The sequence below is a fragment of the Daejeonella sp. genome (genome assembly GCF_037719425.1).
In the GTDB taxonomy this organism is placed as follows: domain Bacteria; phylum Bacteroidota; class Bacteroidia; order Sphingobacteriales; family Sphingobacteriaceae; genus Daejeonella.
Map to the genome: position 1 here is coordinate 1 of NZ_JBBJNI010000091.1, position 15,233 is coordinate 15,233.

Genomic DNA, 15,233 nt, shown 5'->3' on the forward strand with positions numbered 1-15,233 from the left:
AATAAATGTATTTATCTTTATAAAAACTGTCAACCTAATTAAGGACGAGTCAGAATTAACTTTCTCTGCGTCCTCCGCGAAAAACTCAGCGAACTCTGCGTTTAATTCTCCGATTTGTTTGATACCATGGAATGTCCCAAACTACTTCCAGTATGTAAGGATCAGCGATACCACCACTAAAGAAACCAAACTATACCCGGCATCAATCCCAAACAACTTCCATGACTTCTGCTCCCATACCGTTGCTCCAAGGTGGCCGGGGAAATAAAAGCCAAGCCAAATAAAGAAGGCTGAGCTAATTGCATTATTTAACACCCCCATTTCCGGGACACCGGGAACAAATTGCCAGGCCGCAATATTATGAGCGAGCACCCATGCAAAGAAAAAATTTCCGATGACCATAAAGATCATCCCTTTTACCATCACTTTAGTATCCGGTTTATTTGTCGGATCATACCCCATCTCTTTTCCCCACGCCTTTCCGAAAAGCGGCGTGTACCAGATAAATCCAATAAAGAAGTTGACAACTACTGCAACCAATATCGCAGCCATGTTTAGGTTTAGTTCCATTCTTTGGTTTTTAAGGTTCCTACTCTTTTGGATTTTCGGTTACTCCCGTTTTTGGAATGGGTACTGCTCCATTTTAACCTTGCGGTAAAAGTATTTCTCATGGGTATAATAAATATACATTATCTACTCAGTTATTAATATTCATAAATCATCTGATTTAAATCCAATTCGTTTCCTTGACCGCGGTTCGGCTTTTCGATCGATCAGTTCATCCAGGTAGCGGAATACGATCTCCATATTTTTGTCCTGGTTGCCCAGCCTAGATTTTATTTTCTCTACTTCTATTCGGATTTCAGTATTATCAATAAGCATTTGTCGGATTCGAGTGAATATTCGCATTACTTGTATATTAACTTGAATAGCTTGCTTGTTATTTAGAACGCTTGATAACATTAATACACCATGTTCTGTAAAAACATACGGTAATTTTCTTCTGCCCCCACGCTTTGATGTCGCAAATTGCGACATCAAACTCTCAAACTCTGTATCATTTAGCCTAAACATAAAATCATCCGGAAAGCGATCTATATTCCTCGCGACCTGCTCATTCAATCGCCTGGTTTCAACACCGTACAATTCCGCCAAATCACTATCAAGCATTACCTTGTGATTCCTGATATAAAATATTTTATTCATTATGATTTCATCAGGAACGGTCAGTGCTCTGGTCATTTCAGCTTTGCTTATATTTTAAAACCCAAGGCTATATGGCTTGATCCACTATCACGCAGATATAGAACCACATATAACTAACATAAGAAAAGCCCGGTATTTCTTGTACGAGGTTTTTCAATTTGTGTTAATCATATGAGCGAGCGGTGTCCTTGACAATTAAGTGCGGATTGCTTCGGCGACTGAAGGTGAGCCGCTAATTACCATTGAGAAATTAAATAACGCTATTTAGAATTTGATATTATTTAAGATAAAAGGGTGGATTTCTATGGAGGACATACCGGTATTAATGATTTTTTAATACTTTTGCACCTCTTAAAAGGTCAATCACGGAGAGGTGTCAGAGTGGCCGAACGAGCGAGCTTGGAAAGTTCGTGTACTAGCAATGGTACCGTGGGTTCGAATCCCACCCTCTCCGCAAAGAATATCAAGAAAAGGCCGTTTATGCATAATAGATGGCCTTTTTAGTGTCTAAAAAACCTATTGGTACCACTTTAGGTGTCACTTTCTTGGCTTTTAACCTTCAGAAAAAAGCGGAGAAACCGTAATTTGCCAGAAGTGTCCCACCTCTTAGTTCCGGATGGCTACTGTAGATTTAACTCAAGTAGTATGAGACGACTCGAGTTTTTTGTCTTGATTCATCGATGTTTGATATCTGACCGATTTTCGCAAAAACCGTTACAATAAAAAACATGTATGGCTTTTGCTTATGAGGTAAATCATCAAAAGTTGATTTCAGGCTGAATAACAGTTACTTTTCTTTAGTGATCTTCCAATTTTTTGGAACTTTAAAGCCTTTTTTAGGCCCTTTTGTTAAAATTTCCCTTGGGGCTTTAATGGAATCATAAGGGGCAACAGCTGCTTTTAATTTATTATATATTTCCAGATTGGCGTCTTTCAGGTTATTTTTTTCAGAATGATCCGGAGGGATATTAAATAAAACATCTCCTTTCATCTTCATTTTCCCTATATTATTATCTACAATAAGTTTCCAGTCGCCCTTTATAATAGCGCCATGGCCAAGGTAAAATTCGCGGTCGATGTTATTAGTTTTACCGCTCAAAACCGGCCACATGCTAATTCCATCAAACGGTTTTTTTGAAGGTGTTTTAATTCCGGCAATCTCTTTTAAAGTAGGGAACACATCAACATATCCCATAACCTGTTCTAATTGCCTTCCTCCAACTAAACCGGCTGCAGGCCATTTGATTACAGCCGGGGACCTAACGCCACCTTCCCATTCATCAAACTTATATCCCCTCAGCTCTCCATGAGATGCCACCGCGCCATTGCCCGCTGCGCCGTTATCGCTATGAAAAAGAACAAGTGTGTTTTCGTCAATTTTCTGATCTTTTAAAGCCTGTAAAATTTTACCAATGCCTTTGTCCATATTAGTTACCATAGCGGCATACGTTTGTCTTGGAGAATTTCCATGTCCCCTGTCTCCGCTTTCTGCACCTTCATCCCCGCCTTCGGTGCCTTTAAATCTCGGTTTTGACGGATCGAAACCGTTTTGTTTCAAATCTTCTTCCGGAGCCTGCAATGGGCCATGTGGTGCATTGTAAGCAACATACATCATGAATGGGGCAGAATCTTTCGAATATTGTTTAATACATTTCACAGCTTCATCCGTTAAGAGATTTGTTGCATACCCTTTATCTTTTGATGGTTCGTAATCATTATGCCAGTCAACTTCGCCTTCTCTTTTATGGGTGAAATAATCGATAGCGCCGTTTAAGTGCCCGTAAAAGTGGGTAAAGCCCCTTCTCATCGGGTGGTACTGCAAAGTTGCATGCCCCAAATGCCATTTTCCTATCATGGCCCGGTTTTTATAGCCGGCTTCGGCAAGCATTTGAGGTAAAAATTGTTCTGAAACATCTACTCCAAAATCGCTCCATGGTGGTATGGTGGTTTCGCGTATTCCCACACGGTTTGGATATCGGCCTGTCATTAAACCTGCCCGGGTTGGAGAACAAATGGGGGCTGTATAATATCGGTTTAAAACAATCCCATCTTTTGCAAGCTGATCGATGCTTGGGGTTTTTATTGAGCTTCCATGGAAGCCAACATCTCCCCAGCCCAAATCATCGGCGAGGATGATAATTATGTTCGGTTTTTTTGCCTGCCCGAAACCCAGCAAGGGCAACAGTAATAAAAAATAGATTAGTTTTTTCATGAATTATAATTCTTTTGCGGATATTTTTTTATTGAGATATTTTTCAAAAATTTATCACTTTGTACTTCAATTCGTTTAGTTAAGGATTTCGAGGGGGCTGGTGGCCCTATTTTCCTTCAGAGAGTCTTTTAAACAGCTCTTTATCATATTCTTCTAAGCCAAAAATCCCATTCAAATGACTGGTAGAAACCCAGGGAAGCCAGGCCCTTTTCCGACCCAATCCCCGCTCAGGGGCAATGCTCCAATGTTCTTGCTGCCAGCCTGGGCCTCTCAGATCATACGTTCGGCAAGGCCAGCATTCCTTTGGTATTATGGAGCAATATCCTGGCTACATCCAGATAGTGTTTATCATCAGCCCTTACTGATAACCTGGCATACTCATCCACATCGAAAGCCATATAGGCATCTACCAGAGAATGCCCGGTTGAGATCAATTGCAACCCAACCGTTGATACGCCTTTTTTCCAATGAAGGGCTTCATTGCTTTCATCTTCGGGCATGGGCACATTCCAGATATAGATCCAGGTTTCTGAAAAATCTGCCGCTGTTTTTGCACGCTCCAGCCACTTCTTATCTTGGGTAGCCTCATACAAAGCCAGATGCGCTTCTAACGACAGTGTCCCTGCTTCTTTATCAACCACATCGGGGTTATCAATTGTCCCTCCTACAAATATGCCCATGTACTGTCCATCTTTCCAGCAAAATTCTCCTGCACGGACCGCGGCCTCTTTATATTTGGGATCACCTGTAAGCTCAGTTAATAACAATAGAAATGGAATGGCATTATAACCCGACTTGGGCGAGGTATCTGCTACCTTTCCTGTAACCGGTTCCCAAGCCCGGGGAAACCCTCCTTCTGCGGTCTGCTGAGGGAGCAGCCAGTCGGCAAATGATTGTACCCAGGCAAGCCAGTCGGCATGTTCCCTGCCCTGAGCTTTCTCTCTTTTAACTGCTTTCAGCAATGCTTTCAAATCATCACCAAAAGACCTTAAAAACACCCTTTCCATGCGGGGTATAGCCAAAGCAGGTCCGCCGCTGTCAAAATAAAACCCTTCCCCTTCTGGCGGGGATAGGTTTAGTTTCAAATAAGTATTGATAATATTTAATGCCTGCTGGCGATGCTTTTCCCTGTTGGGAGCCTTATCACGATCGGCATCCTGCAATAAAAAATTGGCTGATTCTATTGTCTTTCCGGTAAATCCCATCACCGTCTTTTTATCAGAGGCAGAAGCTTGTTTAACAGTTGCCATAGTTGAGTTACGGATCCCGGTTATTCCGTTTACAGTTTCCACACGTTCACCCAGCATATCAATTAAAATCCGGCGGGCCAGTCCAATATCCTGTTTATTTACCTGCGGATTCAAGGTATTCCATGCCCAGCGCCAGGCGTTCCTGTAATAATCCTTAAACTTTTTATCTGCTTCGTGAAAACGGAAATCAACTTCATAATCCTGTGTAAAGCCATCTTTTACCGGATGGTACCTTCTGCGCCATTTATGCAACTGCCCACCGGGATATTCATAACCGCGATAAGTGGTTTCCCCCTCAGTGCCCGGCCATACAAAACCGAGCACAATATTTCCATCCTGCTCTTCTGCCCCAATAGCCCCAAACTTAAACCGCCCATCAATAAGGGTTTTTGCCTCACGGTCATGCGAATCTTCCCGGGTAGTGTTCCCTTCAGGTTTGGGGTTGAGAATAGTTACCGATCTGCCATCTTTATAATGAACCCCGAACATAGGCGCAGGTAACCTATCTTCCCGTATCCAGGTTTGTAACCCTGCTTCGCTCCCGCCGATAGCGGCTTTGGTAATATGCCCGGTACTGCCATAGATCATTCCTGGCGCAAAGTAGTTTACATCGCCCCTCTTTTGTTTCTGTTGGTTGATGAACTTTATTGATGACAGAAAGCCCCCGGTGGAATTGCCCCCGACCTTTACTTTACGTGAGAGGCGCAGCAACTCATCAACTATTTCCCATTTATCCGCAACCTCAAAGAATACATCGCCGGCTTGCAATAGCGCCCGGCCTGTAAAACCATTATTTTCTTTTTCAATGCTTTCATAGCCAACAGACTTGTCTGCTATGTTTAACGAATCCTTATAGATTTCAAATGCTACCGGGTTGGGCTGAGAAAGTGAAGATAAACCGGCATCGTTTATGTAAATTCCCCATTGGTTATTTGAACCTTTTTTTAATGATACACCCGCACCAGTGGATAATTTACCTATGGATACATCGCTTTCTGTTGACATAACCCCTTGACGGGCAGAAGTGCAACTTATATGAAAGCTTGTGGTTATCAGGCTTAAAAGTAGGATTGAAACTGTTACTACCCTTTTTATCATCTATTATTTTTAATTGGTTATTTTTTAGTTACTTTTTTGGACTTCGGATTTATTACTTCGCTGCTTATTTTAAGGCCATCTTTTTAAAATTATCCATGGTAACCCAGAACTCGCCCTTATCGCCACTCCAAAGCAACAAGCTTTTCCTGCCTTTACCGTCATCATCACAAACCGCAACATCCAGTCCTAACTCTTGTCCGGATTGAAAGTCAGAACCAGGGACAGCAAACGCAATTTCCATTAAATAGCCTTTTTCTGTTTTTTTCGTAACCACCTCGCCATGCCATTGTTCTTTAAACGCTGAATTCTGTTCGGCATTAGTATAGTAAACTCCCTTAGAGTCGTCTACAAACACCTTAGGCGGTCTACTGGGCAAAAACTGCATTTCATAGCCCCGCATCTGTTTTCCAATCCTGTCCTCAAATGTATTGTCAGCTCCAATCCCGGTAATCCTGCTTCCCCCAGAACTTTCAGGATCAACATAGATCTCAATACAATCATTCAGCCATGCATATTGCTGATCAAAGTTTGATAGTGTATCGTCCTTCACTTCAAACAGAAAGAACAGTTTCTCATCATGGTGGGCAGCCCTCCAATTGAAACTTAAATCATCATTTCCTTCCCATTGTGCTTCTGTAAGTCCCTGCCCAATCCATAAATGCCCCCTTCCTTCAACTTTTATGGGCGATATTGATTGCCAGTCTTTTATATTTCCGTCAACAACAATCTTACGGTCAGCTATTTCGTAATCATCATGCTGTTGTCCCTTTTTTTGAGAACATGCCGCAAAAAATGTACTTATAACCATTAAACTAATTACTCTTATAATCATTGAAATATCTTAACTGATAAATTCGTTTGGAGTTTCATACAGAAACATGTTATCAGGCATATAACCTTCTTCAATTTTAATTAGTTTAAAGGTTCGACACTACCTGTTTTCACTCATTTTTTGATACTCTTTTAACTTTTATGGAGAACAAATAATTCTGTAATGTATATCTGTGCAAAGATTTGTTTAATCCGAACTAATTATAAATCCTGAAAGCTTGTCTTGAACAAGTTCCATTATGCCCTAATTCTTCTTTTCTTTTCGGGGAAAGATTTCTTTTCTATTTCTGAAATGATCAGAATAAAGAACCTCTTCTCTGATTGTATGAGAGGCTCTGAACATCCTTTCCAACTCCGATGAATTCAGGCTTTTATCAAGACATGATTTTATGGGGTACAACCCAAAAGACAATGTGCGGATGAACAGGATCTATGAATATTTGATGTCTGATTTTATAAAAAGTTTATTCCAGCCATACAAATTGTGTAAATGCACCGTTGGCAGCAACATCCCACACTTCAAGCCTTACCCACTTTCTATCTTTAAGCGCCGCAGGGAAAGTAAACTGCTGCTTTCCAAAAGCCTGGGTTTTATCGAGGTTTACTCTTTCGCGATAAACCCGGTTGCCATCGCCTGAAATAATTTCCGCGAAATTTAATGGAAAGGTCCAATCAATTTCAACTTTGATCTCTGCCTTACCACGGTTATCCAGTTTAACGGTTTCACCTGAACTTTTTCCATTCACCGTAAAACCTCCGGGAAGCAGCACCTCTCCTGTTGACACAAAGAATTTGCCTTTCTCCATTGCAGTCAATACAGGTTGCCATCCTTCTTTAAATTCCGGAAGTTTATCAAGCTGCAGGTAGTTGATGTTCATATGGCCATAAATTTCATAAGTTGGTTCAAGCCTGAACAGGTCGGCTTCTCCAATTGCATATTTTTTATGGCCCCAATTGGCCATATCATCCATTACGTCTAATACCCGTTTACCCAACCGGGGCTGTGACAGATCCGCAGGGATCGCCTTCCATGCAGCACCAAAAAAACGATCGGAATGATAAAATTTTTCATCTTTATATTTGTCCGGGAAACCTGTAGAGCCTTTTGTCCTGGCATGGGCAGTCCACGCCAGGCCCTTTTCCAGTTCCAGCAGTTTTAACATTTCTTCCTTATTGCTTACCCGGTAAATTTTACCATATTTGGGATGCACCTCAACAAAAGGCTCGTTTGGCTGCCGGGACATGATCCAGTACACAGGCTTAGGGAAAAGGTTCATCCAATGCCCACCCAAAAACCTATTGGGCTCTTCGCCGGGAAGCATTAAAAAATCACCGCTTGAAAGCCTTTCACACTCTTCGAACATTGTTTGATATTCGAACAATCTTTTAGGGGGCTGGTTTACATACTCATGCCCGCCACGGAATAAATGGAACTCGCCCAAGTGCATAATATTTACACCTAAATTTTTCAAAGCTGTAACATGGCCGGGAATTTCCGGCAATGGCCTATGGGTTAAAACATCATCAACATGTTCTGTATGAAAATGGCTGGCCATTGTTTTGTAACCTGAAAGAGGTTTGTAAGCATCATCATGTGTGAACTTTTTTACCTTTTCAAGCACCTGGCCATCTTTATCAGTGCTTAACACACAAAAAAAGCTTAAGCGTTGTTGGGTGCCGGGTGGGGCATTGAACCACGGCACAAAGCGCAGGTCGCCCATCAACTCCTGTCTTATCCCAATTCCATAACCAGAAATCATGTCCCGGTAATTACTGCCATACCAGGTATACTTTAGGTTATAGGCATTATCCATGGGATAAAAATATTGATGGGGAGGGGGAAATATGGCAATACTCCCCCCGTTGCTTTCCCCAATGATTGTACGGTACTTTACAGCAATATTCTTGCTTGCTTCTTTAGCCTTAGCTTTCGCGGATTGTAAAACATTCTCAGGATCGGACCAGAAAATTTCTTTCCAGATTTGTTCTTTACTTACCAATCCCCCATCATAGACAATGGCAACTGAATCTCTTTGAGTTGACATTACTGCCGCCACATTTAACAATGGGCTGCCATTATACAAGGTTATTTCCATGGTTCCGGAAAATTCCCCTGCCCTCGCATCAGAAAGTATTATTTTAGTCCTGGAACCCTGGCTGATTACTTTCGCATCCCGTTTATCCAGTATTACAGCATAAGCTTCATGAGGCAGATAACCGGTTATATCAAAAAATATATTCCAGCCACTTGCCGTTGTAAGGTCCCTTTTCCCAACTGTAAGCAGAAATTCCGGGTTGAGGTTGGCTGCAATTTCAGTGAAGTTTTCTCCTTTGCCCATTAGGATTTTGCTGAAAAGTGGCTCTCCTTTTTTCAGGTTAATTATTATTTTTCCATTCTCATTTTCGCCAACCGGCCAAACAATATTGAGTACATCATCATCAACACCAACTTTTGCACCACCTTTTTTGTCATAACCTGCCAGGTCTACCGGTGTTTGAGCCAATGAAAGTGTGCTGATGAACACAAAAACCAACCAAATACTTTTCTTCATTGTTTCTTGCATTAAAGTTTCAGTAAAACCAAACCTATTTTCACCAACCTGAAACTTGCGCCTGGAAATCATAAAAATAGAATCACATATTTAAATTCAATAGCGTGCTAAACGCTGAAAAAAGAAAGGGAGTTTTTTTAACTCAAAGTTTAGCTTTGAGGTGCACAAAACAGAACCATTTCCCGATGGTGAATATAACGTTGTTTTCACAAATTATTTCAAAGTTGGATCGTTCCAGATTCAATAAGCTTTCTTTGAGCAAAAGAACAGATAAGCACAATAAGGGTATACTAGCTGGACGCATTTAGTCTCCATGCGGTTCTGTCAATTCGCTAAAAGCCAATCGGTACGTGATATTAGTAACGGGCTGCGTTCGGCTACAGGTAATTTAAATCATCAAGACAATTGGGTTGGCAATACGAAGGTCGTTTATATCGGTAAGCGGGTAACAACACTGGGACGGCAACATTATTCTCCAGGTTAAAACAAATACATCCAGTTCCAAGTCTCCACATCAAATTTCCTCTTTCCAACCACTTTGTAACAGTTTCCATAGGCTTTTTGGCTAAGCAAATTTCTGAACGCCGTCCTTATCTGCAAGGCGGCTTCACTGCGTTCCGCTTGTTTTTGGAAAAAAATCTCCACACTTGCACAGGCTGGCCAATTACTTGATATAGCGGTATTGGATCATATTATTTTGACAGCAAAAGGGTATCTTTCGTTCACGGATGAAGGGCTGATGTAACCCTATCGCTGTCCTGAATTATAACGAATATTGGCGATGGTGCCTTTTGCGGCGCCTTAAGTGCCTAATAGGTTCTGAATTCTGAAATTCTGCTACAATTGTCCACGGGAATTTTAATATTAGTATTTTAGTTCTAGTGAATGGCCTTACGTTAAAGGCTCCGGTTAGCCCTGACATTCGAGATTAACAAAAAAATAAAAATAGACCAGTATGTTTAAACGTATCAAACTTCTTGGAGCAGTACTTTTATGCACGATCATAGCTGCCTGCAATCAAACCGACTCTGCGAAAACAGCTTCAAATGAATCCGATACAAAATACGTGCTGGTTATCCACGGCGGTGCGGGAACTATCCTCAAAAGTAAAATGACGCCGGAAAAGGAAGCAGCATACACAGCAGCCCTGACAAAAGCTTTGGAGACAGGCTACGCGGCAATAAAAAGCGGCAAAACAAGCCTCGATGCTGTTGAGGCAACCATTCATATTCTGGAAGATTCTCCGCTTTTTAACGCCGGAAAAGGAGCCGTCTTTACAAATGAGGGCAAAAATGAGATGGACGCTGCTATAATGGACGGGAGCAACCTCATGGCGGGATCGGTTGCGGGTGTAACAGTGATAAGAAACCCCATCAGTGCCGCCAGGGCAGTCATGGAAAAATCAGAGCATGTGATGATGGCCGGAGCAGGAGCTGAAAAATTTGCCAAACAGGCCGGGCTGGAAATCGTCGATCCATCTTATTTCTTTACTCAAGACCGCTGGGACGGACTTCAGAAAGCGATCAAAGAAGACTCGACTAAAAGCTTACTTGACCATGGAAATAAAAAGACGTACAAACTGGGCACAGAAAATAAGGACTATAAATTTGGTACTGTAGGATGTGTAGCGCTTGACAATAAAGGGAACCTTGCTGCAGGAACATCTACCGGAGGTATGACCAACAAAAAATATGGCCGAATTGGCGATGCTCCTATCATTGGCGGGGGGACGTATGCGAACAATAATACAGCGGCTATTTCAGGCACTGGCTGGGGCGAATTCTACATCCGCTCTGTAGTTGCCCATGATATATCAGCGTTGATGGAATACAAAGGAATGAGCGTTGCCGAAGCATCTAAAACTGCTTTGGATAAAATGGCCAAACTCGGCGGTACCGGAGGCCTTATCGCCCTGGATAAAAAAGGTAATATGGCTATGCCATTCAACACTGCAGGCATGTACCGTGGCAGCATTACATTCGGTGGAAAAATTGAGGTTCTTATTTATAAATAACAGAGAGTTTGTGCTTAACGGGATCGCTGTAACAGACATTTTTTTCTTGCATTTCTCTACAAAAAAACATACATTGTATTGACCGGCGCAAAGCTATATAACGGATTGAATCTGGTCAAATTTAGCTGCCTGCCACAAACCGTAAATCTGAGGTTTTCTCTGGATTTCAGGTAATTTTCTTGAAGTGATTTAACTGAAAGGAAATACCGCCAGATACCAATTTCCCGTCCTGTATCTCATCTTAAAATAATTCACCCTGTTGGAGGAAAGGCAGGAGAATTGTTATTACTTCGTTCGTAGCAGTTCCGGGAAGGTTCCGGGACAGTTCCGGGACACCTTCGGGAATTGCCCGAATGCATGCCGGATGTTTTCCGTATCTTTCTCTCATCTGGTATAAAGAAGGTACAGACTTTTTCCGTTCGATTCTAGAACGATAAGCGAATGGGAGTGAGGAAATTTGATAGAGGAAAATGTAACTTTTTAGGCGGAACTTTCGTTAAAGTGAAAATAAGCAATTTTATTTTATAACCAAAAAAAGTAAAAAATATGGCACGACTTAACCGGGGCCCAAATGGCCCTCCTTCCGGCAAATTCGGAAGTGTTATTGGCAGCAGCTGGAGAGGAATCTATTACATAAAGGGCTTACAGAAAGAAATAAAAAAAGCCCGCAGCCCACTGCAAATCGCACAGCAAAATAAGTTTGCAGTCGCTGTGAAATTTCTTAATCCGGTAAAATCACTTTTAGATATCGGATTCAGCCGCATAAACCCGGGCGGGGCAACAGGCTATAACATGGCGATTAGTTATACCGTTCAAAATTGTATTAAGGGGAATGATCCTGATTTTGAGATCGACTACCCCTCAGTAGTGTTCTGTACAAAAGGGAAACTCACCCTTCCCGAAAACATTCAGATGGAATTAAATGGATTGAACTTGAAAGTGAGCTGGCACAACATTAAAGGCAATAGATATTCTTCTCCCGGCGACCTGGTTGAAGTCCTGATCTTCGATCCTCAATCCAAAACATTTCAAGCGGGTCCTGACGGAAGTCTGCGCAATACCGGCGAGCTGACTGTCAGCATTGAGAAACACTTTCAAGGCAGTGTAGCGCATGTATATTTATACCTGATAAGGGGATCAGTTCTTGAAAAGAAAGAATGGTCAAATAGTGTGTACCTGGGACCGGTGAAATTCAGAGACTAGCAGACATCTTAACACGTTGCAAAGCAAAAAGGGAGCAAGATTAAATCCTGCTCCCTTTTGTATGTAGCTGAATTACTATTAGTTAATAGTAATCGTTCCAAGATCTTTAGTAGATCCGGTAACCACAACTACATCGGTAATAGTTTTTGCAACATACGGGGTAACCGTCGGCTTGATTTCAACCTTATAAGTTCCTGCAGCAACTCCCGGGAACCAGAATTTTCCGGTTGCATCAGAAATAGTACCAAGAGTATCCGTTCCGGCGATTGCGTAAATTTTCGGGCTTGAAGCAGCCGGGCTAATCATACCGGTGATCGATCCTGAAACTGCATTAGGGATCGCGCGGATAACAGGCTTAAGAATGTACTTACCGTTTCCAGTTTGGACAATAGACTTAGCCGCATCAAAATCCAGCAGCATAGTGTAAGCTACACCTGCCTCCAGAGTCTCGTTAACTTTTATCTTCACACCCGACGACTGGCCGCTTGGAGTAGTTAAAGGATAAGTGATACCATTGATAACTACAGTATTTCCAGTATCATTTAAAATTAACCTTACTTCCTGCAGTCTGCCGGACGGGATATCCTGAGAAGCAATCAAAGTATCCTTACCCATCCGAAACCTCAGAATGTTAAATGGAGTAGCGTTTACTGCGATCGTAGACTCTCCTGACGAAGATAGTACCTTGACTTCCTTCACATTTAAAAAGATTGCGTCATAAGCGCCAGGCCCATCGGTAAGCCTTACATTAACCCTGGTCATTTCAGACCCGCTGTCACTTTTATTACATGCACTAAAGCCTATTCCTAGACCTAAAAATGCTACAATCAATAATTTTTTCATTTTCTCTTATTTTTAAAGGATGTGCTGATGTAGTCCAATAAAAGTGCCTAGATGGGAAACTTCGGCGCAAACCATGTTTGGCACGTATAATGCTCATTATGAACTTATAAAACTTAATCAACTAAATATTATGAAACTATTAAAACTGTACTCTTATATGGTCATATTGGCCACCATGGGGATCATTACAAGCTGTACCTCAAGCAGCACTACCAACGAAGACAAGCAAGAGGTTAGTTCTATGGACTCGGTATCTAACGAGCTGGAGAAAACAAATAAAGAGCTTGAAGAAGAAGCTAAGAAAGTAGAAGCTTCTCTGGAAAAAGTAGACAAGGAATTTAACGAATCAAAATAAGATCATGAAAACGAACATACTAAAGATCAGCATTCTTCCATTAGTGGTTGTAGTGGCATTGTCTCTTGCAGATTTTCAACAAGGAAAGGAAAATAAGGGGAACGGGAACAAGTCTGAGGAAAAGGGTAACCAGAGTAACGGGGGACAAGTCAATAAAGGAAATAATAATCCCGATAACTCCGGACAGGGCAATAAGAACCGTGGACAAGCGGATAATGGTAAAGGCACTCCGCAGGGTAACAAAAGTAATGGTCAGGACAAACGCGATGATGATAACCAGGGCAACCGTGGTGATAAGGGCGGCAAGGGAAATAGTAAAAATGACGATTCGCGCGGCAAATCAGACAATGACAAGGGCATGTCTGAAAATGATAAGGGAAAAGGCAATAAGGATAAAAATGTGAGTGAAGGAAATGACAAGAATGGAAAGGGTAATGGCAAATCACGTAAGGAAAATATCCAGTGGGACAGGGATGAAAATGTTAATTGGGGATTTGAAAATTATTCTAAACGCAAACGTCCGGGAGATTTCAAAAAAGTAACTGTATGTCATAAGACCGGCGACGGTGATTACCCGGTTATGATTAACGTATCTGAGAATGCCTTAAAGGCACACCTTAATCATGGTGATCAGGTAGGGAACTGTACTGGAAATTATTCCAGCCGCTGGCCTGCTGATATCCTAAGAACCAGGGAAAACGTATATAACAATTATCAAAATACATGGGAAACTATGTCATACAGCGAAGCTTTGGTACGCTTTGCAGCCGATAAATTGTTAGGTATTAAAAGCTCCTTACAGACTCAAAGATCAACATTAACAGCTGACCAGATCCAGCGCCGCGAAGCTGCGATCATGGATCTGCAGAACAATGTAAATTCTTTGGAAAATCAATTGGCTGTCAGCAGACAGCGTACCTCAGGATTGAATATTAATATCAACCTGTAAGCAATTGCGCTAAGCGCGAGAAACTCGTTTTAAGGTATAATGAATTGAATGGCCGCTGCAAAAGCAAGCGGCCATTTTTACGTTAAAAAAAAGAAGAATTTATGTAGCTTTATTTCATCTGTTGCGTATACCAGTGAAATGTTAAAGAACCTGCGTCTATTTGGTCTTTTTTTGGTTCTTTTAACCACGGGTTATACGGCTTTTGGGCAGAGTCCCCCTGTCATTACCGTTGATCTCTCGGGAGCCGCGGACACTTCCGTTACTATTACAGACATCAGCCGAAGCGGAAGTGTATGTGCTAGTCCGGGCGGTGAGCGATGCATTGTCTTCAATATTATATTGAATTCAGGGTCCGACATTCTGAATTTTGATGTAAAAAACCCCGGCCCTCCGGGTGGTGCTTTCTACCGAATTGACTGTGCTACCTCTTCCTCTTTAAATACTCCGGTCTGTATAACAGGAAAAACCTCTGTCAGTATTTCATTTTGTAAAAGCGGGAATGACCGGCCAAATTACACAATAACCGCTACCCGAACAGTCAAAGCTTCTGATGATCTTAAACTCCGACAAGGTTGTTCAGGCACAATGAGTGTGACCGGGCTACAACCAGCCAGCGTAATCTGGACGTCCATTTTCCCCGGTGCCCTGGGATTTTACAACTCCTACTTAAGTCCGGCTTCAGGCTCGTCGACAACGACCGTAACTCCCCAAATAGGTGCA

At 42.0% G+C, this 15,233-nt stretch carries 14 protein-coding genes, 1 tRNA gene and 1 pseudogene; 8 read left to right on the forward strand and 8 right to left on the reverse strand.

Annotation, left to right across the window (positions count from 1 at the left end):
* Positions 1-141: 141 nt before the first annotated feature.
* Together WKF69_RS12430 and WKF69_RS12435 are read right to left on the reverse strand one after the other, a co-directional pair.
* Complete coding sequence (locus WKF69_RS12430; protein ID WP_340382293.1) at positions 142-570, reverse strand: DUF1761 domain-containing protein; 429 nt, start codon at positions 568-570, stop codon at positions 142-144.
* 141 nt (positions 571-711) lie between these two features.
* The gene (locus WKF69_RS12435; protein ID WP_340382295.1) at positions 712-1,242 is read right to left on the reverse strand and encodes an ORF6N domain-containing protein; all 531 of its coding nucleotides are present in this window, start codon (positions 1,240-1,242) and stop codon (positions 712-714) included.
* A gap of 331 nt (positions 1,243-1,573) precedes the next feature.
* On the opposite strand from WKF69_RS12435, the gene WKF69_RS12440 reads away from it, so the two are divergent.
* Positions 1,574-1,660 (forward strand) — tRNA-Ser (locus WKF69_RS12440).
* A gap of 333 nt (positions 1,661-1,993) precedes the next feature.
* Here the strand turns inward: WKF69_RS12440 and WKF69_RS12445 are convergent.
* The 4 genes from WKF69_RS12445 to WKF69_RS12460 form a co-directional block, all read right to left on the reverse strand.
* Positions 1,994-3,418, reverse strand: a complete 1,425-nt coding sequence (locus tag WKF69_RS12445; protein WP_340382298.1) for an arylsulfatase — start codon at positions 3,416-3,418, stop codon at positions 1,994-1,996.
* A 275-nt stretch (positions 3,419-3,693) separates the two neighbouring features.
* Positions 3,694-5,766, reverse strand: coding sequence for a hypothetical protein (locus WKF69_RS12450; protein WP_340382300.1), 2,073 nt, complete (start codon positions 5,764-5,766; stop codon positions 3,694-3,696).
* A gap of 64 nt (positions 5,767-5,830) precedes the next feature.
* Positions 5,831-6,598, reverse strand: a complete 768-nt coding sequence (locus WKF69_RS12455) for a sugar-binding protein (RefSeq protein ID WP_340382302.1) — start codon at positions 6,596-6,598, stop codon at positions 5,831-5,833.
* A gap of 463 nt (positions 6,599-7,061) precedes the next feature.
* Positions 7,062-9,149: a hypothetical protein gene (locus tag WKF69_RS12460; RefSeq protein ID WP_340382304.1), complete on the reverse strand. Its 2,088-nt coding sequence runs from the start codon at positions 9,147-9,149 to the stop codon at positions 7,062-7,064.
* A 185-nt stretch (positions 9,150-9,334) separates the two neighbouring features.
* Here WKF69_RS12460 and WKF69_RS12465 point away from each other — a divergent pair.
* From WKF69_RS12465 to WKF69_RS12475, 3 genes and pseudogenes are all read left to right on the forward strand, one after another.
* Positions 9,335-9,546, forward strand: a pseudogene (locus WKF69_RS12465) (DUF4372 domain-containing protein); the annotation flags it as partial.
* A 240-nt stretch (positions 9,547-9,786) separates the two neighbouring features.
* Positions 9,787-9,894 carry a JAB domain-containing protein gene (locus WKF69_RS12470; protein ID WP_340382321.1) on the forward strand — a complete coding sequence of 36 codons (108 nt, stop codon included), beginning with the start codon at positions 9,787-9,789 and terminating at the stop codon, positions 9,892-9,894.
* Positions 9,895-10,104: 210 nt separating this feature from the next.
* On the forward strand, positions 10,105-11,163 hold the full coding sequence (locus WKF69_RS12475) for an isoaspartyl peptidase/L-asparaginase (protein ID WP_340382306.1): 1,059 nt from the start codon (positions 10,105-10,107) through the stop codon (positions 11,161-11,163).
* A 241-nt stretch (positions 11,164-11,404) separates the two neighbouring features.
* On the opposite strand, the gene WKF69_RS12480 is transcribed toward WKF69_RS12475, so the two are convergent.
* Positions 11,405-11,551 (reverse strand): hypothetical protein, encoded by a 147-nt coding sequence (locus tag WKF69_RS12480; protein ID WP_340382308.1) that lies wholly within the window; start codon positions 11,549-11,551, stop codon positions 11,405-11,407.
* 158 nt (positions 11,552-11,709) lie between these two features.
* Here WKF69_RS12480 and WKF69_RS12485 point away from each other — a divergent pair, with 158 nt between their 5' ends.
* Positions 11,710-12,366 carry a DUF6266 family protein gene (locus WKF69_RS12485; RefSeq protein WP_340382309.1) on the forward strand — a complete coding sequence of 219 codons (657 nt, stop codon included), beginning with the start codon at positions 11,710-11,712 and terminating at the stop codon, positions 12,364-12,366.
* 78 nt (positions 12,367-12,444) lie between these two features.
* Here the strand turns inward: WKF69_RS12485 and WKF69_RS12490 are convergent, their stop codons facing one another.
* Complete coding sequence (locus tag WKF69_RS12490; protein WP_340382311.1) at positions 12,445-13,209, reverse strand: DUF4382 domain-containing protein; 765 nt, start codon at positions 13,207-13,209, stop codon at positions 12,445-12,447.
* A 130-nt stretch (positions 13,210-13,339) separates the two neighbouring features.
* Between WKF69_RS12490 and WKF69_RS12495 the strand changes: the two genes are divergently transcribed.
* From WKF69_RS12495 to WKF69_RS12505, 3 genes are all read left to right on the forward strand, one after another.
* Positions 13,340-13,564, forward strand: coding sequence for a hypothetical protein (locus WKF69_RS12495; protein WP_340382313.1), 225 nt, complete (start codon positions 13,340-13,342; stop codon positions 13,562-13,564).
* A 4-nt stretch (positions 13,565-13,568) separates the two neighbouring features.
* A complete protein-coding gene (locus WKF69_RS12500; protein WP_340382315.1) occupies positions 13,569-14,513 on the forward strand; it encodes a hypothetical protein in 945 nt (314 codons plus the stop codon).
* A gap of 138 nt (positions 14,514-14,651) precedes the next feature.
* A partial coding sequence (locus WKF69_RS12505; RefSeq protein WP_340382317.1) for a hypothetical protein occupies positions 14,652-15,233 on the forward strand: 582 nt, incomplete at its 3' end.

Coding starts and splice junctions, on each gene's coding strand:
- WKF69_RS12435 (WP_340382295.1), bottom strand. CDS start 1,242: ATGACCAGAGCACTGACCGTTCCTGATGAAATCATAATGAATAAAATA.
- WKF69_RS12455 (WP_340382302.1), bottom strand. CDS start 6,598: ATGATTATAAGAGTAATTAGTTTAATGGTTATAAGTACATTTTTTGCG.
- WKF69_RS12475 (WP_340382306.1), top strand. CDS start 10,105: ATGTTTAAACGTATCAAACTTCTTGGAGCAGTACTTTTATGCACGATC.
- WKF69_RS12485 (WP_340382309.1), top strand. CDS start 11,710: ATGGCACGACTTAACCGGGGCCCAAATGGCCCTCCTTCCGGCAAATTC.
- WKF69_RS12445 (WP_340382298.1), bottom strand. CDS start 3,418: ATGAAAAAACTAATCTATTTTTTATTACTGTTGCCCTTGCTGGGTTTC.
- WKF69_RS12500 (WP_340382315.1), top strand. CDS start 13,569: ATGAAAACGAACATACTAAAGATCAGCATTCTTCCATTAGTGGTTGTA.
- WKF69_RS12495 (WP_340382313.1), top strand. CDS start 13,340: ATGAAACTATTAAAACTGTACTCTTATATGGTCATATTGGCCACCATG.
- WKF69_RS12430 (WP_340382293.1), bottom strand. CDS start 570: ATGGAACTAAACCTAAACATGGCTGCGATATTGGTTGCAGTAGTTGTC.
- WKF69_RS12480 (WP_340382308.1), bottom strand. CDS start 11,551: ATGAGAGAAAGATACGGAAAACATCCGGCATGCATTCGGGCAATTCCC.
- WKF69_RS12450 (WP_340382300.1), bottom strand. CDS start 5,766: ATGATAAAAAGGGTAGTAACAGTTTCAATCCTACTTTTAAGCCTGATA.
- WKF69_RS12460 (WP_340382304.1), bottom strand. CDS start 9,149: ATGAAGAAAAGTATTTGGTTGGTTTTTGTGTTCATCAGCACACTTTCA.
- WKF69_RS12490 (WP_340382311.1), bottom strand. CDS start 13,209: ATGAAAAAATTATTGATTGTAGCATTTTTAGGTCTAGGAATAGGCTTT.